The organism is Nocardia sp. 2TAF39, assembly GCF_052114905.1.
GTDB lineage: Bacteria > Actinomycetota > Actinomycetes > Mycobacteriales > Mycobacteriaceae > Nocardia.
The window spans coordinates 47645-67409 of the sequence record NZ_JBFRFQ010000015.1; the positions used below are offsets into that span (position 1 = coordinate 47645).

17 protein-coding genes are annotated in these 19765 nt (G+C 65.8%); 10 read left to right on the forward strand and 7 right to left on the reverse strand.

Annotation, left to right across the window (positions count from 1 at the left end; all coding sequences use genetic code 11):
* The first annotated feature begins 22 nt into the window (after nt 1-22).
* Genes mtnA through mtnC form a run of 3 tightly spaced genes read left to right on the forward strand, consistent with a single transcriptional unit; the run spans nt 23 to nt 2924 of the window.
* A complete protein-coding gene (mtnA, locus tag AB4Z47_RS11790) occupies nt 23-1669 on the forward strand; it encodes an S-methyl-5-thioribose-1-phosphate isomerase (RefSeq protein ID WP_441950268.1) in 1647 nt (548 codons plus the stop codon).
* Nucleotides 1666-2241, forward strand: coding sequence for a 1,2-dihydroxy-3-keto-5-methylthiopentene dioxygenase (locus AB4Z47_RS11795; protein ID WP_441950269.1), 576 nt, complete (start codon nt 1666-1668; stop codon nt 2239-2241). The genes mtnA and AB4Z47_RS11795 overlap by 4 nt, the downstream gene beginning before the upstream one ends.
* The gene (gene mtnC / locus AB4Z47_RS11800; RefSeq protein ID WP_441950271.1) at nt 2238-2924 is read left to right on the forward strand and encodes an acireductone synthase; all 687 of its coding nucleotides are present in this window, start codon (nt 2238-2240) and stop codon (nt 2922-2924) included. The genes AB4Z47_RS11795 and mtnC overlap by 4 nt, the downstream gene beginning before the upstream one ends.
* A gap of 1693 nt (nt 2925-4617) precedes the next feature.
* On the opposite strand, the gene AB4Z47_RS11805 is transcribed toward mtnC, so the two are convergent.
* Both AB4Z47_RS11805 and AB4Z47_RS11810 read right to left on the reverse strand, forming a co-directional pair.
* Nucleotides 4618-5364 (reverse strand): MspA family porin, encoded by a 747-nt coding sequence (locus AB4Z47_RS11805; protein ID WP_441950273.1) that lies wholly within the window; start codon nt 5362-5364, stop codon nt 4618-4620.
* Between the two features lie 94 nt (nt 5365-5458).
* Complete coding sequence (locus AB4Z47_RS11810; RefSeq protein ID WP_441950275.1) at nt 5459-6064, reverse strand: MspA family porin; 606 nt, start codon at nt 6062-6064, stop codon at nt 5459-5461.
* Between the two features lie 698 nt (nt 6065-6762).
* Here AB4Z47_RS11810 and AB4Z47_RS11815 point away from each other — a divergent pair.
* The 6 genes from AB4Z47_RS11815 to AB4Z47_RS11840 all read left to right on the forward strand — a co-directional run bounded on the left by AB4Z47_RS11815 (nt 6763) and on the right by AB4Z47_RS11840 (nt 15021).
* Nucleotides 6763-10428: a nitrate reductase subunit alpha gene (locus AB4Z47_RS11815; RefSeq protein ID WP_441950276.1), complete on the forward strand. Its 3666-nt coding sequence runs from the start codon at nt 6763-6765 to the stop codon at nt 10426-10428.
* A 10-nt stretch (nt 10429-10438) separates the two neighbouring features.
* On the forward strand, nt 10439-12244 hold the full coding sequence (narH, locus tag AB4Z47_RS11820) for a nitrate reductase subunit beta (protein ID WP_441950540.1): 1806 nt from the start codon (nt 10439-10441) through the stop codon (nt 12242-12244).
* Nucleotides 12241-12921, forward strand: coding sequence for a nitrate reductase molybdenum cofactor assembly chaperone (narJ, locus tag AB4Z47_RS11825; protein WP_441950277.1), 681 nt, complete (start codon nt 12241-12243; stop codon nt 12919-12921). The genes narH and narJ overlap by 4 nt, the downstream gene beginning before the upstream one ends.
* Nucleotides 12918-13676 (forward strand): respiratory nitrate reductase subunit gamma, encoded by a 759-nt coding sequence (narI, locus tag AB4Z47_RS11830; RefSeq protein ID WP_441950279.1) that lies wholly within the window; start codon nt 12918-12920, stop codon nt 13674-13676. The genes narJ and narI overlap by 4 nt, the downstream gene beginning before the upstream one ends.
* Nucleotides 13677-13993: 317 nt before the next feature.
* A complete protein-coding gene (locus AB4Z47_RS11835) occupies nt 13994-14518 on the forward strand; it encodes a DMT family transporter (protein WP_441950281.1) in 525 nt (174 codons plus the stop codon).
* Complete coding sequence (locus tag AB4Z47_RS11840; protein ID WP_441950282.1) at nt 14515-15021, forward strand: DMT family transporter; 507 nt, start codon at nt 14515-14517, stop codon at nt 15019-15021. The genes AB4Z47_RS11835 and AB4Z47_RS11840 overlap by 4 nt, the downstream gene beginning before the upstream one ends.
* A gap of 138 nt (nt 15022-15159) precedes the next feature.
* Here AB4Z47_RS11840 and AB4Z47_RS11845 read toward each other — a convergent pair whose 3' ends face one another.
* The 5 genes from AB4Z47_RS11845 to AB4Z47_RS11865 all read right to left on the reverse strand — a co-directional run bounded on the left by AB4Z47_RS11845 (nt 15160) and on the right by AB4Z47_RS11865 (nt 17849).
* Complete coding sequence (locus tag AB4Z47_RS11845) at nt 15160-15612, reverse strand: VOC family protein (protein WP_441950283.1); 453 nt, start codon at nt 15610-15612, stop codon at nt 15160-15162.
* Nucleotides 15613-15812: 200 nt separating this feature from the next.
* The gene (locus AB4Z47_RS11850) at nt 15813-16664 is read right to left on the reverse strand and encodes a class I SAM-dependent methyltransferase (protein ID WP_441950284.1); all 852 of its coding nucleotides are present in this window, start codon (nt 16662-16664) and stop codon (nt 15813-15815) included.
* Nucleotides 16665-16723: 59 nt separating this feature from the next.
* Nucleotides 16724-17062: a VOC family protein gene (locus tag AB4Z47_RS11855; protein ID WP_441950285.1), complete on the reverse strand. Its 339-nt coding sequence runs from the start codon at nt 17060-17062 to the stop codon at nt 16724-16726.
* A 1-nt stretch (nt 17063) separates the two neighbouring features.
* Nucleotides 17064-17240, reverse strand: coding sequence for a CopG family transcriptional regulator (locus tag AB4Z47_RS11860; protein ID WP_441950286.1), 177 nt, complete (start codon nt 17238-17240; stop codon nt 17064-17066).
* Between the two features lie 162 nt (nt 17241-17402).
* Nucleotides 17403-17849: a cupin domain-containing protein gene (locus AB4Z47_RS11865; protein ID WP_441950288.1), complete on the reverse strand. Its 447-nt coding sequence runs from the start codon at nt 17847-17849 to the stop codon at nt 17403-17405.
* Between the two features lie 207 nt (nt 17850-18056).
* On the opposite strand from AB4Z47_RS11865, the gene AB4Z47_RS11870 reads away from it, so the two are divergent.
* Nucleotides 18057-19760 (forward strand): metallophosphoesterase, encoded by a 1704-nt coding sequence (locus AB4Z47_RS11870; protein ID WP_441950289.1) that lies wholly within the window; start codon nt 18057-18059, stop codon nt 19758-19760.
* Nucleotides 19761-19765: the final 5 nt, after the last annotated feature.

Sequence of the window (19765 nt, forward strand, 5' to 3'; positions counted from 1 at the left end):
GACGCGATGAAGGATGTGCCTGATGGACGACAGTTCTCTGATCTGGGACGACGGTGCACTCGTCACCATCGACCAGCGCGGACTGCCGCACGAGGCGCGCGAGCTGCGGTTGCACACGGTCGACCAGGTGATCGACGCCATCAAAGTGCTTGCCATCCGCGGCGCACCCGCCATCGGCATCGCGGGCGCGTTCGGTGTGGTCATCGCCACGGCGGTGCACACAACGGACGGGGTGGTGGATGAGCAGGCGGTGCACGCCGAGGCGAATCGGATCGCGGCGGCCCGGCCGACCGCGGTCAACCTTGCCTGGGCTGTCGAGCGAGTCCGGGCCAAGGTAGGGCAGGGCGCGGATGCCGTGCTCGCCGAAACGCTGGACATGCTGGCCGAAGACGGCAGGGTGAACCGGGCCGCCGCGACCAACGCCGCGGACCTCGTACAGGAACTCTGCCCCGACCGGCCGCTGCGGGTACTGACCCACTGCAACACCGGCAGGCTTGCGACCAGCGCATTCGGCACCGCCATCGGCGCGCTGCGGGTGCTGTCCGAGCGCGGCGCGCTCGAGCAAGTCCTGGTCGGCGAGACCCGTCCGCTGCTGCAGGGCGCCCGCCTGACCACCTGGGAACTGGCCGAGGCGGGCATCCCACACCGGCTGACCGTCGATTCCGCCGCCGCCTGGGCGATGGCCACGGGGCAGGTCGACTGCGTGCTGGTCGGCGCCGACCGCGTGACCGTGAACGGTGACGTCGCCAACAAGATCGGCACATACTCCCTCGCGCTAGCGGCACACCACCACGACATCCCGTTCCTGGTGGTCGCCCCGGAGTCGACCCTCGATCCGCAGATGACCACCGGCCGCGAGATCGTGGTCGAGGAGCGCGCGGCAGCCGAGGTGACCGGATTCGGCGGCGTGGCAACGGCTCCCGCGGACACCGAGGCCTTCAATCCGGCCTTCGACGTGACGCCGGGCGACTTGGTGACTGCGGTGGTCACCGAGCGCGGCGTGGTTCATCGCTCGGACCCGTCGCACGGCACGGCGATCGCGGACATCGCACGCGAGCTGTACCGGCGCGGCTGGATGCCCGGCACGGCGGGCAACATCTCGGTGCGCACCGGCGAAACTGCCGTCGTCACCGGAAGCGGCCTGTCCAAGGGCGAACTCACCGAGCGCGACATGGTCACCGTTCGTGTCGCGGACTCGACGGCAGTGTCCGGCCACGGTCGTAAACCCTCGGCGGAGACCACGATTCACACCGCCGTCTACCGGACCGGTCCAGCTCGAGCCGTGGTGCACATCCACCCGCCGTACGCCACGGCGCTGGCCACGCGGTCGGCCGTTCGCGACGCCGTGACCACGATTCGGATCACCGACTACGAGCTCATCAAAGGGCTCGGCGGAAGCGATCCGGCCACCGTCGCCATCCCGGTGTTCCCGAACTGGCCGGACGTGCCGCGCATCGGCGCGGATATCGAGCGCTATCTTCTCGACCACCCCGATACTCCCCCGGTCCTGTTCATCGCCGGCCATGGGATCACCGCGTGGGGGGATAATCTCTCCCAAGCGCGTGATCGCGTCGAATGCCTGGAAGCGCTGTGCGAGTTGGTATCGCGGACGGGTAGCCCGGCCGCGTTCGGCGCGCGTGACGACATCCTCGAGATTGGACTGAGATGACCCTGCTCCAGGTGATGGCCGCGGGCAATGCCGCCGACGTGCGCGTGCGTACCATCGACGACGAGCTGATCGGCACCGAATTAGCCAGCCACGGAATCACTTTCGGCCGTTGGCCGGTGGTCGAGAACGCCGCCTCCCGCTCTTCCGACGACCTGCTCACCCAGTACGCGGCCGAGGTCGCGGAGCTGAACGAGTCGGGGCGCTACCGGCACATCGACATCGCCCGTATCCATCCCGACGACGCCGACCCACAGTGGCCGCAGGTCGCCAGGGGCGCGCGCGAGAAATTTCTCGACGAGCACCGGCACGCCGAGGACGAGGTGCGTTTCTTCGCCGCCGGGCGCGGCTGCTTCTACCTGCACCTCGATGACGAGGTGCTTGCTGTGGTGTGCGAGGGCGGCGACCTGCTCTCGGTGCCCGCCGGAACGCTGCACTGGTTCGACATGGGCGCACGCCCGGACTTCATCGCCATCCGCTTCTTCGAGGAGGAGGACGGCTGGGTCGGCGACTTTACCGGCGACAAGATCAGCGCGGGCTTCCCCACCCTCGACGAACTGCTCACCGCGTCGTGATCGGCGCCGTCGTCGTCGACATCGAGGGCACCACAAGCCCCACCCGTTCGGTCCGCGAAGACCTGTATGGCTATACCCGCGAACAACTTCCGCGCTGGCTGGCCGAAAACAACGCTACGGCAGCGGAGCCCGTGCTCGCCGCGACCAGGGAGCTGACCGGGCGGGCGGACGCCGAGGTCGCCGAGGTCGCCGAAACCCTGCGCGCCTGGCTCGACTCGGACGTCAAGGCCGAGCCGCTCAAGACCGCCCAGGGCCTGATCTGCGCGAAAGGCTTCCGCGCCGGTGTGCTGCACGGCGAGTTCTTCCCGGATGTCGCGCCCGCGCTCACCGCGTGGCACGCCGCGGGCTTCGCCCTGTACGTCTACTCCTCGGGATCGGTTCGCAACCAACAGGATTGGTTCGCCTTCGCGCGAGGCGGCAGCCTCGCCGAGCTGATCAGCGGATACTTCGATCTGACTACAGCAGGCGGCAAACGCGAATCCGCCTCCTACACGAAGATCGCGGACGCAATCGGCATCCCCGCCGAGCACATCCTGTTCCTGTCCGACCATCCGGACGAGCTCGACGCGGCCGTCGCCGCGAACTGGCGGGCCATCGGCCTTACCCGCCCCGGCGAGCCCAATCCTCCACGGCCCCCGCACCGTTGGGTTGACACGTTCGCCGACGTCAACCCCGCCGACTAGCCTGGGCTTTCCCGGCAGTAAATGAAGAAGGGTGCTCTGAACTGCGACAATACCGGTTCGGGAAGAAGGTGCTGGTGCGCACCGACTCCGGCGGCGGCACCCACGAATTCCTCGACTACGTTGGACCGACTGCCCGGTAACCGGAACCTGGAACCGGTGTGGCTGTGGACATCTCGCACCGATCTCACCACTGAGCAAACCGACTGGTGCCGGCAGGCGTTCCTGCGCCGCTTCGACCTGGAACACACCTTCCGGTGCCCCGGCAGAGCCGGGACCATCCGGCTGAATCCCAAGCCGAGGGTGGGACCCGAATACGCCGAAAAGGGACAATGCCGGATCGTCGTCCCTGATGGGGGTCGCTTTCATCCGCGGCAGCATGGCGCTGGAATGAACCCCGACTCCACAGACCCGACCTTGACTAATCGCGTCCACTTGGGGACGGCACGTTTCTGCCGTATTCAGTGTCCCACCCGTTCCGCATCCGGCGAGGGTGGCGATTTCGCTGCCGGTGAACGTGTCCGGCTGGCTGTAACCTTCGACGCGTAACGAAAGACTCCCGATCCGATGGACCGGGAGTCTTGAAAAGCATTACCCCAGCGTACTGCTGAAGGCATGCCTGTTTCGTCTACCGTCGGCCACCAGGCTGTCGCCACCGTGGCCGCCGCGGCGTGGCCTAAATAACGAAGATGAGGGCACCCAGGCCCACCAGAAGCGCGCCCACAGCCGCGACAGCACCACCAACGACCTGCCCAACAACTGGCAGAAGCATACAAACATTCCTTTCGATATTTATTCCCCGTGCCGATTTGGCGACTGCCATCATGGTCGAACAATGCATCAACTGTCAACCATCGAAACCAATCTGTGACATGATGTCGTGGCTTACAAACCCCCCGGTCTCGTCATAGCAGAATGTCACCTCGGTGGCATCAGTCGCCACCGATCAAAACTTGCTGCCGGTAGGCCGAGAGCGGTCGATCGAGGAAGTTCACGACCGTATATGATGTCGACGATTCGAGCCTCGATCCGGCACTCGCCTGCCGCCCCATCCGCGCATAGGGCCAGGTCAGAACGATTTTTGCGGTTAGAAGCACGAGGCGACACGGCCCTCCGGTTCGGATTCGAGGTTACCTCACCTCAGCCGAACCCCCGAGCGCCGAGAACGATTCAGGTGACGTATGAATTCACTCGTCCGGTATTCGCAAGTACATGAGGACATAAACAGCCCGTATCCGGATGAGACGGCGGGCAATATCAGCCAGGCTGCTATGCCAGAGTTCTTGACATAGCCATCTTTATATTCCACATTTCGTCGTAACGTTCGGTTTGTTTTCCCGCATCGCCATCCCCCCAGCACATCGGGCGGCACCGCAATACTCCGAGCCTGGTTCATACCGCCAGAAGGAGAGAAATGTGACTACCCGAGATATTCGCATGACCGACACCCCGACCTGGTCATTTGTCGGGTGTGGGCCGCACTTTCGAAAATTTCACGGCAACGAGTAGTACAACTGCATGTATTGAGCCGAACGATTGTTTCCTACTCGATCTACCAGGGGCTCGACGCCTATCTTCAAGCCCCGATCTCCCAATGACCGCAGACGACCTCACCTGTTCTACGTTGCTCGGTGGGATCATCTCGTTGAGAATCCGCCAGTCTTCGCGGAAAGACATAGCGCGAGGGGGACGCGGATCACCCGAGGCTGAAGGGCTGCCCCCAGAGGGTTTGTGAAGCGTCCATGACATTGTCCTGCACGAAGATTGTCATATACGAACGCGCCTCGGCGTAGCCCGCGCAGCCGTCGATCGACAATGTGTGGTCCACATACTGCGTAGTACCCGAGGTGCCGCTGAAGTTGTAGGTCTCGATCTGCTTGGTGGCGACCTTGCCCGGTTTCAGCTGCAGCGACATATCAGGGTCGGCATACGGCGTGATCCCCGAGCTGTTGGCGCTCCCGCCCAGGTTGTAGGTTCCCACGGTCAGGCCACCACCCCCATTCCCGCCACCGCCGGAGTTGGCTGTGTTTCCACCACCACCAGCCTGGGCATCACCACCGGTTTTGTCCGGTCCCTCGCTTTTCGCCTTGTCCGCAGCATCACCACTGGCGTCAGCGTGCACGCCAGAACCCAGATCGACCTGGCAGCCGACCAGATAACCGGTCTGAATGCGGCCCCCGGTGACCGTGATACCGACTGGCACATCGACACTCACCGAGGTGACGCCGGAAACCCACACGTTGCGGGAGAGCGGACTCGACGCTATCGACGGGGAGACCGTCACATGCTCCCCACTGCGGTCGACCTGGACGGTCACCCCGTCGCGAGTGGTGAACTGGCCGTGCCCGTCGGGCAGCACCACCTGTGTGTCGGCCTCCGCCGAACCCGTCCCGACCAGCATGACGGCACACGCCACGATTGCAGTGCACAGCGGACCTCGCACGGCACGTTTCCTCTCTCCCGATCGAACTATCACCGATCTCGTTGCGGCATAGGAATTCGGTAGGCCGACCGGCCGGCACCGGAACGTGCGGAACTCACCCGATGCTGAACGGATCGCCGTACAACGTCACCTCGGCCGAACCGCGCTCATTGATCACCGTCAGTGTGGTGAATGCACGAGCCTGCGCATATCCAGCGCACCCATCGACCTGGACACCTCGATCGTGATACTCGAAGCCGACGGCATCGGCTCGAGGATCGATCTGCTTGGTGTCGAACTTCACCTGCGCGACACCTCCCGGCACCAGGTTGATACTGGGTGCCAGTTCCGGTGACACCGAACCCGGGGCCACGTACACGTCACCGCCCACGGTCACGCCACCGGACAGATCGATCTGACACCCGATCAGATACCCGGAGACGAGAGTGCCGCCGGTCGCACCGGCGACCGTGGCGTACACGGTGCCCGACATGCTCGCAGTGCGCGACAGACCGTTGTAGGCGAGCGACGGGGAGACCACCGCGCTCTCCCCTGTGCGGCTCAGATCGATCTGCACACCCGTCGCCGTCGTGAAAGCCTGCTGACCGTCGGGCAACGGCACCACCGTATCCGCTTGTGCCACAGCGCATCCGAGCAGTAGTACCGCGAGCCCCGCGCCGATGCCGACGGGCAATCGGCCGAACCCAGCAACCAACCTCATCATTCCTTCTGCTCGAACGCCAGCGAACCTCGCCCACAGTTTCTTCCGCAGGTGAACTCCAGCTGGGAGCCAGCATGGGATCGGCTGGGACTTTCGGGGCCGACACCTCGGACCCGGCTCCCGCGCCCTGCACGCGCAATCGGAAACGGACGACCACACCCGGCGCCTGAGTGGGCCGGATCCGGGACTGCTGCCGACCCCACGTAGCTGGACGAAATCATCCGGAGGGCAGCGACCGCGGCACGTTATTTCCTGATGTTTCGCAAATATTCAGCGAATTGAATCCCGCTCGGTGAAATGCGTCCGTGGAACCGACACCGAAGCCGGCGAAATCGAGTAGAACGGACACCGCCGACGACCGCGCGGTTGTGTTAACAAATGTAAAGCGCCGGAGAACCAGTCGTTTCCAAAGCATCACCGATCTCCGCGCAAACCGGCCTCCCAGGTACGCTTTCGGCCAGGTCGCAGCGCAACTCGCCTGGTCACCTCGCGCCGGACACTGCGGAAACCCCGCACGACCATGACCACCACGTTGCGCTGATCTCACAACTCACCTCGATCCCGAATGGGCTGTGAGAGAGACGTTTGGTCCGCCGTGCTCCGCTCCCTACAGTCGGAAAATCACACCGATTTCACTGCTCGAAGGGGACGTCGTGGTTAATTCGCGTAGCCAGGGTCGCATACCCTCCTCCCCTGCCATGGATGCCGGGGACGCGCTTCTTCGGTTGGGGAGATACTTCCACCGTGGTGAGGTGTCCTCCGACGGTCGCATGTTGCACAAGGTCGGTGGCCGTAGCGCTGATGAGTTCTATCGGGATCGGTGGTCGCATGACAAGGTTGTGCGCTCTACGCATGGTGTGAACTGCACCGGGTCCTGCTCGTGGAAGATCTATGTCAAGGATGGTGTGATCACCTGGGAGTCGCAGCAGACCGACTATCCGTCGGTCGGGGCGGACAAGCCCGAGTACGAACCGCGCGGCTGCCCGCGTGGCGCGTCCTTCTCCTGGTACACCTACTCGCCGGCCCGGGTCCGCTACCCGTATGTGCGCGGCACGCTGCTCGAGCTGTACCGGGAAGCCAAGTCCCGGTTGAAGGACCCGGTGCTCGCCTGGGGCGAGATCATCGAAGACCCGCAGAAGGCGCGCAGCTACAAGACCGCCCGCGGCAAGGGCGGATTCGTACGCGCCGAGTGGTGGGAGGCGGCCGAAATCGCCGCCGCCGCACATGTTTACACGATCAAGCAATACGGGCCGGACCGGGTGGCCGGGTTCTCCCCGATTCCGGCCATGTCGATGGTCAGCCACGCCGTCGGCGCCCGGTTCATCTCGCTGCTCGGCGGATCGATGCTGTCGTTCTACGACTGGTACGCCGACCTGCCGGTGGCCTCGCCGCAGGTGTTCGGCGACCAGACCGACGTGCCGGAGTCCGCGGACTGGTTCGACGCGGGCTACCTCATCATGTGGGGCTCGAACGTGCCGGTGACCAGGACGCCCGACGCGCACTACATGACCGAGGCCCGCTACCGCGGCCAGAAGGTCGTCGTGGTCTCTCCCGACTACGCGGACAACACCAAGTTCGCCGACGAATGGGTGCCCGCGCGTCCGGGCACCGATGCGGCTTTGGCCATGGCGATGGGGCACGTGGTGTTGAAGGAGTTCTTCGTCGAGAAGACGACCTCGCGTTTCCTCGACTACGTCAAGCGTTACACCGACCTGCCGTTCCTGATCACCCTGGACGAGCGCGACGGCGCGTTCGTTCCTGGCAAGTTCCTCACTGCCGCCGATCTCGGTCAGGTCGGCGAAGGGGTCGAGTTCCAGACGGTGCTGCTGGACGCGCAGGCGCGACCGGTCGTGCCCAACGGGTCGCTCGGGTACCGGTTCGGCGAGGCAGGCACCGGGCGCTGGAACCTCGATCTCGGGGATGTCGATCCCCTGCTGACTCTGTACAGCCGCACCGATGATGCTGCGGCCGTGCAGATTCCCCGCTTCGACAGCGCCGCGCCCGGGGTGCTCACCCGCGGGGTCCCGGCGACGACCGTCGCGGGCAAACGGGTGACTACGGTCTTCGATCTGCTGCTCGCCCAGTACGGCGTCGGCCGCGACGGTTTGCCGGGCTCCTGGCCGGGTGGCTACGACGATCCCGCCGAGCCCTACACCCCTGCCTGGCAGGAGACCATCACCGGCGTGCCCGCGGCGCAGGCGGAACGCATCGCGCGGGAGTTCGCGGACAACGCCGATCGCTCCGGCGGCCGGTCGATGATCCTGATGGGCGCGGGCACCAACCACTGGTTCCATTCCGACCAGATCTACCGTGCGTTCTTCACCCTGACCCTGCTGACCGGCTGTCAAGGCGTGAACGGTGGCGGCTGGGCGCATTACGTCGGCCAGGAGAAGTGCCGACCGGTCACCGGGTGGTCCACGCTGGCCTTCGGGTTGGACTGGCAGCGTCCGCCGCGGCAGATGCAGGGCACGGTGTTCTGGTATCTGACCAATGATCAGTGGCGCTACGACCCATTCACCGCCCAGGCGTTCGCCTCACCGCTGGGCACGGGGAAGTTCGCCGGGCGCACCGCGGCCGACAATATCGCCCTGGCGACCCGGCTCGGCTGGATGCCGAGCTACCCGACGTTCGACCGTAATCCCCTCGACCTCGTGGACGAAGCCGAGGCCGCGGGCAAGACCGCGCCGGAGCACGTGGTGAACGGGCTGAAGTCCGGAGATCTGCGGTTCGCCTGCGAGGACCCGGACGCACCGGAGAACTTCCCGCGCTGCCTGACCGTGTGGCGGGCAAACCTGCTCGGCTCCTCCGGCAAGGGCAACGAGTACTTCCAACGCCACCTGCTCGGTGCCGATTCCAACCTGCAGGCCACCGACGCCACCGGCATACGACCGCAGGAGCTGACCTGGCGCGAGACCGCCGCCACCGGCAAACTGGATCTGCTGCTGTCACTGGACTTCCGGATGACCAGCACCACGCTGTTCTCCGACATCGTGCTGCCCGCGGCCACCTGGTACGAGAAACACGACCTCTCCTCCACCGACATGCACCCGTTCGTGCACGCCTTCTCCCCGGCCATCTCACCGCCCTGGGAGGCGAAGACCGACTTCGATGCCTTCCACCGGATCGCGCGTGGCTTCTCCTGGATGGCCGAAAAGCACCTGGGCACGCGCAAGGATCTGGTGGCCGTGCCGCTGCAGCACGATTCGCCGGACGCGACCGCGCAGGCGGGTGGCCGGGTGCTGGACTGGAAGGCCGGTGAGTGCGAACCGATCCCGGGCAAGACCATGCCGAAGCTGGTGGTCGTCGAACGCGACTACCCGAAGCTGGCCGAGAAGATGGCCGCGCTCGGGCCGCTGATCGATACGCTCGGCGTCACCACCAAGGGAGTCACCACCTATCCCGACCACGAGGTCGAGTATCTCGCCGGAATGAACGGCACCGTGGTTTCCGGTGTGGCGCAAGGGCGTCCGTCGCTGGCCAAGGACACGCACGCGGCCGAGGCCATTCTCGCGCTCTCGGGCACCACCAATGGCAGACTCGCCGTGGAGGGCTTCCACGCGCTGGAGCGCCGCACCGGCACCGAGCTGGCCGACTTGGCCGCCGAGCACGAAGGCAAGCGGATCTCGTTCGCCGACACCCAGGCTCGCCCGGTACCGGTGATCACCTCCCCGGAGTGGTCGGGCAGCGAAACCGGCGGCCGCAGGTACTCGCCGTTCACCATCAACACCGAGCGCCTCAAGCCGTGGCACACGCTGACCGGGCGCCAGCACTTCTACCTCGACCACGACTGGATGATCGAACTCGGCGAGCAGCTGCCGATCTTCCGCCCTCCGCTGGACATGACGGCGTTGTTCCGCGAGCCGTCCATCGGCGCGGTCGACGACCGGGGCGTCACCGTGCGCTACCTGACACCGCACTCGAAATGGTCGATTCACTCCGCCTACCAGGACAACCTGCACATGCTGACGCTCTCCCGCGGCGGACAGACGATCTGGATGTCCGACCGGGACGCCGCGAAGATCGGTGTCGCCGACAACGATTGGATCGAGGCGATCAACCGCAACGGCATCGTGGTCGCCCGCGCCATCGTCAGCCATCGGATGCCGGAGGGCACGGTGTTCATGTACCACGCCCAGGACCGGGCGGTGGACGTGCCGCGCATCGAAGGCATCGGCGAGGACACCAAGGGCCGCGGCAAACGCGGCGGCATCCACAACGCGCTCACCCGCATCATGATCAAACCCTCGCATCTCATCGGCGGCTACGCGCAGCAATCCTTCGCGCTGAACTACCACGGCCCCACCGGAAATCAGCGCGACGAGGTCACCACGATCCGCAAACGCTCGCAAGAAGTGGAGTACTGACATGCGAGTCATGGCACAGCTGGCCATGGTGATGAACCTGGACAAGTGCATCGGCTGCCACACCTGCAGCGTCACTTGCAAGCAGGCGTGGACCAACCGCGGCGGCACCGAGTACGTCTGGTTCAACAATGTGGAAACCCGTCCCGGGCAGGGCTATCCGCGCCGCTACCAGGATCAGGAGAAGTGGAAGGGCGGCTGGACGCTGAACAAGCGTGGCAAGCTCACCCTGAAGTCCGGCTCCCGAGTCAAGCGGCTGCTCAACCTCTTCGCCAATCCGGACCTGCCCACGGTGGCGGACTACTACGAGCCGTGGAGCTACGACTACGACAACCTGCTGTCCTCGCCGCCGATGGACACCACGCCCGTCGCCCGCCCCAAATCGCTGATCACCGGCGCGGATACGAATATCACCTGGGGCGCGAACTGGGACGACGACCTGGGCTCCGGTCCCGAGCAGGTCGGTAAGGACCCGCTGCTGGCGAAGCTGTCCGATCAGGTGAAGCTGGAGTTCGAACAGACCTTCATGTTCTACCTACCGCGCATCTGCGAGCATTGCCTCAACCCGTCGTGTGCGGCGTCGTGCCCGTCCGGCGCGATCTACAAGCGCGCCGAAGACGGCATCGTCCTGGTGGACCAGGACAAGTGCCGCGGCTGGCGACAGTGCGTGTCGGGCTGCCCGTACAAGAAGATCTACTTCAACCACAAAACGGGCAAGGCGGAAAAGTGCACTTTCTGCTACCCGCGGGTGGAAGTCGGCATGCCGACGGTGTGCTCGGAGACCTGTGTCGGGCGGCTGCGCTACATCGGCGTGCTGCTTTACGACGCCGACGCCGTATCGGAGGCCGCGTCGGTCACCGACGACACCGACCTCTATCCGGCGCAGCTCGCAGTGTTCCTCAACCCGCACGACCCGCGGGTGGTCGCCGAGGCCGAACGCGCCGGGATCTCCCCGGAGTGGATTCAGGCAGCGCAGGATTCGCCGGTCTACAAACTGATCGTGGACTACCAGATCGCGCTGCCGCTGCACCCGGAGTACCGCACCATGCCGATGGTCTGGTATGTGCCGCCGCTGTCACCGGTGGTCGACGTGCTCGCCGGGACCGGGCACGACGGCGAGAACGTGTCGAACCTGTTCGGCGCCATCGACGCGCTGCGCATCCCGGTGGAATACCTGGCCGAACTGTTCACCGCGGGTGATGTCGGGCCGGTGCGCGCGGCGCTGCAGCGCCTGGCGGCGATGCGGTCGTTCATGCGGTCGGTGAATCTCGGCGAGGAGCCCGATCCCGCCATCGCGCCGTCGGTACGCCTCGAACCCGAACAGATCGAGGCGATGTACCGCCTGCTGGCCATCGCCAAGTACGAGCATCGCTACATCATCCCGACCGGCGCGGGAGCCCGTGCGCACGAACTGGATTCACTCGCCACCGGGTGCAGCCTGGACACCGACGGCGGTCCGGGCATGACAGCATTCGACCAGATGGTGGACAAATTCCACCTCACCGACACCAACGGCGCCGCGCCGCAGGAGAAGTCGTCCCGGGTCAACCTGCTGAACTGGGATGGCAAGAGCACCGTGGGGCTGGTGCCTGCCAACGGCACCACGAACGGCACGAACGACGGCGCACACGCGAACGACACTAGGAACGGCCAGGGCACCGGTGGGTACGCGAACGGCGGGAGCGACAGAGCGCACGTCAACGACTCCGCGAACGGCGACAGCAACGGAATGGACGTGGGCAGCAACGGAATGGACGTGGGCAGTAACGGCGCCATGACCGGTGGGCCGATCTCGGCGCCGGGCGGAGCAGAGCGATGAGCCTGCTGAAGTTGCGCCGCCGCCCCGAATCCGCGGTGCAACTCGCCCAACGCGACCGCCAGCTGGTGTGGCGGATCGCCGCGCTGCTGCTGGACTACCCGACCGAGCAGACGCTGGCCATGGTCGACCAGTTGACCACTGCCGCAACCGGATTGCCGGATGCGATTCGCGAGCACTTGAGCGGTTTCCTCGAGTACCTTCGGGTGACGGCGCCGTTGGAGCTGGCGGCCTCCTACGTCGAGACCTTCGATATGCGCCGTCGCGCCAGCCTGCACCTGACCTTCTACGCCTACGGCGACACCCGCAAGCGCGGCATGGCGCTGCTGCGGTTCAAACACGCCTATCGGCACGCCGGTGTCGAACTCGGCGACGAAGAGCTGCCCGACCATCTGCCGGTACTGCTGGAGTTCGCCGCCACCGTCGACCCGATCGGCGGTGAGCGGCTGCTCGGCGAGCACGTTCCCGTGCTGGAGCTGCTGCGGCTTTCACTGTCCGACAACGGCTCTCCGTACGCCGGTGTGCTCGCCGCGGTCGGGGCGACACTGCCGCCGCCGACCACCGCCGACCGTCGGCGCATCGCCGAACTCGCCGCGCAGGGCCCGCCCGAGGAAGAGGTCGGGTTGGAACCCTTCGCGATGGACCCCTCCCTGTTCGACGGATCGGAAGGCCGACGATGAACGCGACGCCGCATCTGCCGACCGCGCTGTGGCTGATCCTGCCGTATATCGCGTTCACCTCGTTCGTGCTCGGCCACCTGTGGCGCTACCGCAACGATCAATTCGGCTGGACCACCCGGTCCTCCCAGATCTACGAGAGCCACCTGCTGCGCCTGGGCAGCCCGCTGTTCCACTTCGGCATGCTCGGCGTGATCGGCGGGCACGTGCTCGGCGTGCTGATCCCGGAGTCGTGGACCGCCGCGGTCGGCATCTCCGAGCACGCCTATCACCTGATCGCGGTCTCGGCGGGCTCGGTGGCCGGTCTCGCCGTGCTCGCGGGTGTCGCCATCCTGGTCTACCGGCGGATCACCGTTCCCGCCGTCCGCAAGGCCACTACCCGCAACGACCGGCTGATGTACGTCCTGCTGGCCACGGCACTGGTCACCGGCCTGCTCAACACCTGGGGCAGCAACCTGCTCTGGGGCACCTACAACTACCGGGAGACGGTCTCCCCCTGGTTCCGCAGCCTGTTCACGCTCGGCCCCGAGCCCGAGCTCATGGTGGACACCCCGTGGACCTTCCAGGCACACGGCCTGATCGTTCTCGCGTTGATCGGCTTCTGGCCCTATACCCGGTTGGTGCACATGTTCAGCGCGCCTGTCGGATATCTGGTGCGGCCCTATGTGGTCTACCGCAGCAAGGCGTTCGACGCGCCCGACAAGCGCCGCTACGCCCGCGCGTGGGACGCGCCGGTGACACCCGAGCGCTGGCGCTGACGACGCTGCCGCGGCATGCGAAGTCGCGCCCGGATATCGAGGGCGGCGTCTTCGTGTGTGTCAGGCGTTGTCGTAGGCGTGCCGCAGGACCCCGGTGACCCGAGAGGGTCTAGGAGACAGCAGAATTCGTCCATGGCTGACATTGCCGCAGTCATCTACCGCTATTGACGGTGCCGTTATTTAACGGTACGTTACGCAGGTCACACCAGATGGTGTCGCTAGCAGACGGAGACGTGGTTCCTCCTGCCGGGGGCCGGTTGAGCCGCATCGCTGGGTTCGTGATGGCGTTTACTCCCTGAACCGAAGGACGTCTCGCCGTGGCCGTCGTCAGCCTTGGGCTTGTATTTCTGTTCATCCTCGTATCCGGTGGGCTGCGGTCCATCGAGGTCGGATGCCAGAACACTCAGAAGACCTATGTGCAGAACACGTGGCTGTGCGCGGTGTTCTCGTATGCCGTTGCACTGGCCGGATTTTTGATTTTCCTGGCGGTATCGAGAGTGGTCTCGGACTCGCCGTTGCCGACCCTCGAGGATGTGCGGCACATGCCGTGGTGGGCGCCGTTCGGCGGCCTGATCGGCGGTGTGGCGGTGGTCGGCATGATCACCGTCGCCAAGTACGTCGGCGTGGCAACCTTCAACGCGGTCGTCATCGTGAGCGAGATGCTGGTCGCGCTGGTGATGGACGACCTTGGCCTCATGGGGTTCGCCACCAGGGAAATGACCCCACCCCGACTACTGGCCGCCGGTTTGATCACGGCGGCGGTCTACCTGATGGCCAGCGACTCGACAAAGCAAGAACCTGCCCCGCGCACCACTGAGCCGGCCGAAAGGGTCTCCCGATGACGACGACCACCACCACCGAGACACGGATGACGCTCCCGCGCTGGGCGATGGTCCTGATCTTCGTGTTCATGCTGGTCGGCGGCGCGTTGCGGTCCGTAGAGGCCGGGTGCCAGAACACGCTGAAGCTGGCACTGAAGAACGTGTGGTTGTGCGGGGTGATCTCCTATGCCGTGGCCCTCACCGGTGTTGGCGTGATTCTCGTTGTCTGGCTTCTCATTTCGCGCCGTCGGGAGTGGCCGACCCGTGCCGACCTCGCGGCGATGCCCAAATGGGCGCCCGTCGGCGGCCTCACCGGCGGTGCGGCGATCTTCGCGATGATCACCGTCGCTTCCAGCGTCGGAATCGGAACGTTCAACGCCTTGATCATCGCGGGCCAGATGTTTCTCGCGGCGGCGATGGACCATTACGGAGTGATGGGTTTCCCGCGGCGCCGCATCAATTCCCGACGAGTCGCCGCGTGCGCCATGATCATCGTCGGCTCCTACCTGATGGCGAAATACTGAGACTGTTCGAATATGTGTGGCGTCGGCGAGGCCGGACAAGTCCGCGCTCGTCCATGCGGTGACGCCGGAACGCTGTCACCGACGACGCTGTCGCGCACGCGAAGACCCGCCCGAGCGGAGGGCGGGTCTCCGGCCATGTCAGGCGTTGTCGTAGGCGTCCTGCAGGACCTTGACGTCGAGCTTGGACATCGAGCGCAGGGCGGTGCCGACGGCGATGGTTTTGGCGGGATCGTCCCCGCGCATCAGTTCCAGCAGCGCGGAGGGCACCACCTGCCAGAACAGACCGTAGCGGTCGGTGAGCCAACCGCAAGGCCCCGGCAGGCCCCCCTCGGAGAGGGCATCCCACAAGCGATCAACCTCGTCCTGGGTGTCCACGACGACCTGCAACGACGCCGCGTCGGTGAGCGGGTGGTCCGGCCCGCCGTTCATGATCGTGATCGCTTGGCCGTCCAAGTCGAGCGAGACGATGAACGCCGAGCCATCGGCGTTGCGGGAGATATCGACCACCCGCGAATTCGGAATCACCGAGGCGTAGAAGTTGGCGGCTTCCTCGGCACCGTTCTCGAACCAGAAGAAAGTGTTGACCGACATGATGTGCTCCCTTGTCGTGTAGGACCCGCTGTCACCCTTTGGTCGGAGCCACCCCCACCCATTCGACATAACTCTCGAACTTTCTCGAGATATTTTCCAGCCCCATCCTCCCAGCACCCACACCTGAAATTTACGGCGCGTGGCTGCGGCATTTCGCGAGAGGGCCCTCCCCCTGTGCCGGTGATCATGAAGCACAACCATCAGGTGGTCGCCACGAGCAGCTCCTCCGAAGTCGAGGGGCGTAGTCCATCAGCGCGGTCAGCGAAGTAGCGCCGGGTGAGTTCGGCGGCCGACACGTGCTCGGTGGCGGCGAAACCGGCTTCCCGGGCCGAGGCGGCGATCTCCGACGGGGTGAAGAAGCTGATGAACGGCGTGCCCGCTGCGCGCGCAGCGTACTCGGTCCGCTCGCGTTGGGGCCGCTCATCCGGTTCGACGAGCTCGAATGGCACGATGAACGTCATGGCCAGCGCGGAGCCAGGTGCCAGCGCGGCGAGGTGGCGTAGCGTGCCGGCGGTCGCGTCCTTTGTCAGATACATGGAGACGCCGGTGGAGACCACCACCGCGGGTCGTTCCGGATCGAACCCCGCCTCGACCAATCGGTCCCACCATCCCGCCTCGAAGTCGACCGGCACCAGTCGGAGCCACTCCGGAAGTCCGTAGCCGAGCTCGAGCAGGCGTCGGCGCTTCCATTCCTGCGGTCCGGGCTGATCGACCTCGAAAACCGTCAAGTGGGAGGCGATTTCCGGTCGCCGCTGGGCGAAGGTGTCCAGACCTGCCCCGAGGATGACGTACTGGTCGACGCCGCGGCCCACCTCCCGCACGACGAGATCTTCGATGAAGCGGGCACGGGCGACGACGGTGGCCCTCGAACGACTGGTCGTCAGCGGGGCCATGTCGGGACGTTCACGCCAGTCGTCTCCCGGAGCCGCCAGCCGCAGGCCGATCTCGTCGGCGAGCACGTGCGGGTGCGGGTCGATCTGGACGTGCAAGGCCCGCCACAGGGCCACCCGCAGAGCTGTGCTCTCCGGTGCCGCGGTCTGCTCGACCGGCATGATGAATCTCCTTCGTCTGTGTTCGATCGTCTGTGTTCGATGCCGTCTCGGAGGCTGGTTCAGTTGCCCGACTGGAGGCTCCAGATCCGCCCGTCAGGGTCGCGGACGGTCATTTCTTTTGTCCCGTAATGGGTTTCTTCGAAAGGCGTGACCACGTCGACCGCGGGGCCGGGCTGGAAGCCATCCGCGTCGGCCACCGTCAGCACCAGTTGCACCTGCGGTTCGCGGTGCTCGGGAATCTCGGCGACGAAGACGTACGGGCCGTCGCCGTTGCGAAGCATGCCGGAGCCATGGTCGGTCGCGAAATCCAGTTCGAAGCCGAGCTCTTGGAAGAATTTGGCCGCCTTGCCCCAGTTATGGGTTTCCACGAATACGCCCTCGATGCCGTGGGTCGTCATGTCAGGTCTCCTTGTCGGACGATCGCTGCTGGTCGTGTGGTTCGGCGAGGTATGAACGCAACGCCTCGGCGACCAACGCCGAGAGTGATGTGCCCGACTCGATGGCGTGATGCTTCACCTGCTTGATCAGCCCGATCGGCAGGTACACGTTGAACTGCTTGACTTCCTCGTCGCCCACCCAAGAATGCTAGCATCCTAATAAGCTAGAAAAAAGAGCGAGTCGGCGGCCGCTTCGGACGGCCACGCATCCACATGATCACAGGGCATGGCCGCCTGGCCGCGAACCAGTGCACCGACCCGCGCTTGGTTTTCGCGGCGGTGAATCGTGTGCGAACTCGAGCTATGCGCAGGACGGCGCCGGGGCATCCACGAACAGCGGCTCACCGAGGGGTGGGGCATAGACCACGTCGAGAATCAGTGGTTCGGTGCCCAGGTTGCGGCCGATGTGGACGTTCCATTCGCCGGCGGGCTCGTAGATGAAATCGCCCGTGCGGTAGACGGGATCGTCGCAGTCGGGTCCGGGATGGGTGAGCGTGCCCGCGCGGACGAAGCCGAAGACGGGGCCGTCGTGGTAATGCCAGCCGGTGGAACCGCCGGGGCCGATGGTGATTTCGCGGACGACGAGATCGGTGCCCGCGACGAAGGGCAGCAGTCCGGCCGGAATCTGCGCCTGACCGAGGGTGACCGCGGTGATGTCGACGCCGGGCGTCGCGTGCGCGGTCGCCGCCCCCGCCAGTGCGCCGACGAGCACGATCGCCGTGAACGCGGTGCGGGTGAAGGTCGCCATCAGCGCAGCCTAGCCACGGCGGCGCCACACCGGACCCGTTATGCGAGCGAGAAATTGGCCCGACACCTGGCAATGCTCCCCGTTTGCGGGGATTGTCCGGATCACGCCCGCGATCGTGAACGTGGGCGGACAACGTTCATCCACTGTTCCCGCACACGGTGCGATGTCGAGTTGCCCAGAATGCGCGGTCCGTACAACATCAGCGGTATGCCGTCCACTCCGCTGAATCCAGCAGGCGACATTCCGGACACCGGAATTCCTGACCGTCTCGCCGCCGATATGACCATGACGGAACAACACGAATGGCACCGCGCCTACCTGCGCCGCCATCCGGTGTCCCGGCGCAATATCCTGCGTGGCGCCGCGGCGGCCGCGGCCGTCGCCGCAGTCGGCGTCTCGCCGTTCGGCCGGCGCGCCTATGCCGAGGAGGCCCAACTCGCGGTGGGCGGACGACACGTCGGATACGGGCCCGATGCCGCGAGCCAACTGCGATTCTCGGGCCAGCTGTCGCGGCGTCCGGCGGGCGCCACGGTGTACCTCGACCACGGCCCCACGCCGGCGCTGGGCGCGACGGTCGAGGCCGAAGTGCGCGATCTGCTCACCCAGGTGCCCACCGCCGACGGCGGGGTCCTCGCCGCGGAACAGTTCTACGTCCATGCTCCGGTGGAGGGCCTACCCGGCCGGGTACCGCACTTCTACCGCTGGCGGACCTCCGACGGATTCGTCGGCGACATCCGCACCGCCGCGCCCGCGATGCCCACCGGACGAGCCGGGGTCCTGCCGTTCCGCTTCACCATGATGGGCGACCAGGGCACCGACGGTACCCCGGCGCTGCCGGACGGCGTCGCGCCCGGCGAATACGACGACAAGTACTACAAGGTCGACAACGATCCGGCCGCACCGCATGCGAGCAACGTGCTGCGCCAGATCGCCGCGGCCCGACCGGATTTCCATATCCTGGCCGGCGACATCGCCTACGCCGACCCCACCGGCTGGGGCAAGCCTGGTCAATTCGTCGCGCACGGGGCGCAACCGGCTAGCGCGTTCGACAGGTACAACCCCTACGTGTGGGATGTCTACTTCGGTGCCATCGAGGTCAGCGCCGCGCAGACGCCGTGGCTGTTCGCCACCGGCAACCACGACATGGAGGCGACCTACGGAAAACTCGGCTACGGAGGGCATCTGGCGCGGCTCGATTTCCCCGGCAACGGCCCGGCGGGCTGTCCCTCTGCGTACTCGTTCACCTACGGCAACGTCGCGGTGCTCTCGCTGGACGCCAACGACGTCTCCTACGAGATCCGTGCCAACTCCGGCTATTCCGATGGTGCGCAGACGAGTTGGGTGCAGCGCACGCTAGCCGCCTACCGCGCCGACCGCGACATCGATTTCATCGTCTGCTTCTTCCACCACTGCGCGTACTCGACCACCGAGGCGCACGCCAGCGACGGCGGCGTGCGCGACGCCTGGGTGGAGCTGTTCGACCGCTACCAGGTCGACCTGGTGCTGCAGGGACACAACCACGTCTACGAGCGCACCGATCCGATCCGCGGCGGCAGCGCGACGAAGGTCGCGGGCGACAGCTCGATCGTCTACCCGGAGACCGACGGGACCGTCTACTACACCGTCGGCGGGGGCGGGCGTCCGCGCTACGACTTCCAGCCGGATTCGCGAGAGTCCTTCCGCGGCAATGAGCTACCGGACACCACGGTGCCGAACAGCTACGTCTGGACGCCCGGCGGCGGCAAGCAGGAGGAGGCCGCACCGTGGTCACGGGTCCGGTTCCGGAACTACTCGTTCCTGCGTGTCGATGTTCGCCCCGGCATCTTCGCCAGCGAGATGGACGTGGTCGCGGTGGACGAGTACGGCCGCGAGTTCGATCGGGTGACCTTCCGCCGCCAGGTCCGGCCCTGATCCGA

Excerpts from the sequence above, each read along its gene's own strand:
- mtnA (WP_441950268.1), top strand. The coding sequence starts at position 23 with ATGGACGACAGTTCTCTGATCTGGGACGACGGTGCACTCGTCACCATC.
- AB4Z47_RS11795 (WP_441950269.1), top strand. The coding sequence starts at position 1,666 with ATGACCCTGCTCCAGGTGATGGCCGCGGGCAATGCCGCCGACGTGCGC.
- AB4Z47_RS11810 (WP_441950275.1), bottom strand. The coding sequence starts at position 6,064 with ATGAGGTTGGTTGCTGGGTTCGGCCGATTGCCCGTCGGCATCGGCGCG.
- AB4Z47_RS11815 (WP_441950276.1), top strand. The coding sequence starts at position 6,763 with ATGGATGCCGGGGACGCGCTTCTTCGGTTGGGGAGATACTTCCACCGT.
- narH (WP_441950540.1), top strand. The coding sequence starts at position 10,439 with ATGGCACAGCTGGCCATGGTGATGAACCTGGACAAGTGCATCGGCTGC.
- narJ (WP_441950277.1), top strand. The coding sequence starts at position 12,241 with ATGAGCCTGCTGAAGTTGCGCCGCCGCCCCGAATCCGCGGTGCAACTC.
- narI (WP_441950279.1), top strand. The coding sequence starts at position 12,918 with ATGAACGCGACGCCGCATCTGCCGACCGCGCTGTGGCTGATCCTGCCG.
- AB4Z47_RS11840 (WP_441950282.1), top strand. The coding sequence starts at position 14,515 with ATGACGACGACCACCACCACCGAGACACGGATGACGCTCCCGCGCTGG.
- AB4Z47_RS11845 (WP_441950283.1), bottom strand. The coding sequence starts at position 15,612 with ATGTCGGTCAACACTTTCTTCTGGTTCGAGAACGGTGCCGAGGAAGCC.
- AB4Z47_RS11850 (WP_441950284.1), bottom strand. The coding sequence starts at position 16,664 with ATGCCGGTCGAGCAGACCGCGGCACCGGAGAGCACAGCTCTGCGGGTG.
- AB4Z47_RS11855 (WP_441950285.1), bottom strand. The coding sequence starts at position 17,062 with ATGACGACCCACGGCATCGAGGGCGTATTCGTGGAAACCCATAACTGG.
- AB4Z47_RS11865 (WP_441950288.1), bottom strand. The coding sequence starts at position 17,849 with ATGGCGACCTTCACCCGCACCGCGTTCACGGCGATCGTGCTCGTCGGC.
- AB4Z47_RS11870 (WP_441950289.1), top strand. The coding sequence starts at position 18,057 with ATGCCGTCCACTCCGCTGAATCCAGCAGGCGACATTCCGGACACCGGA.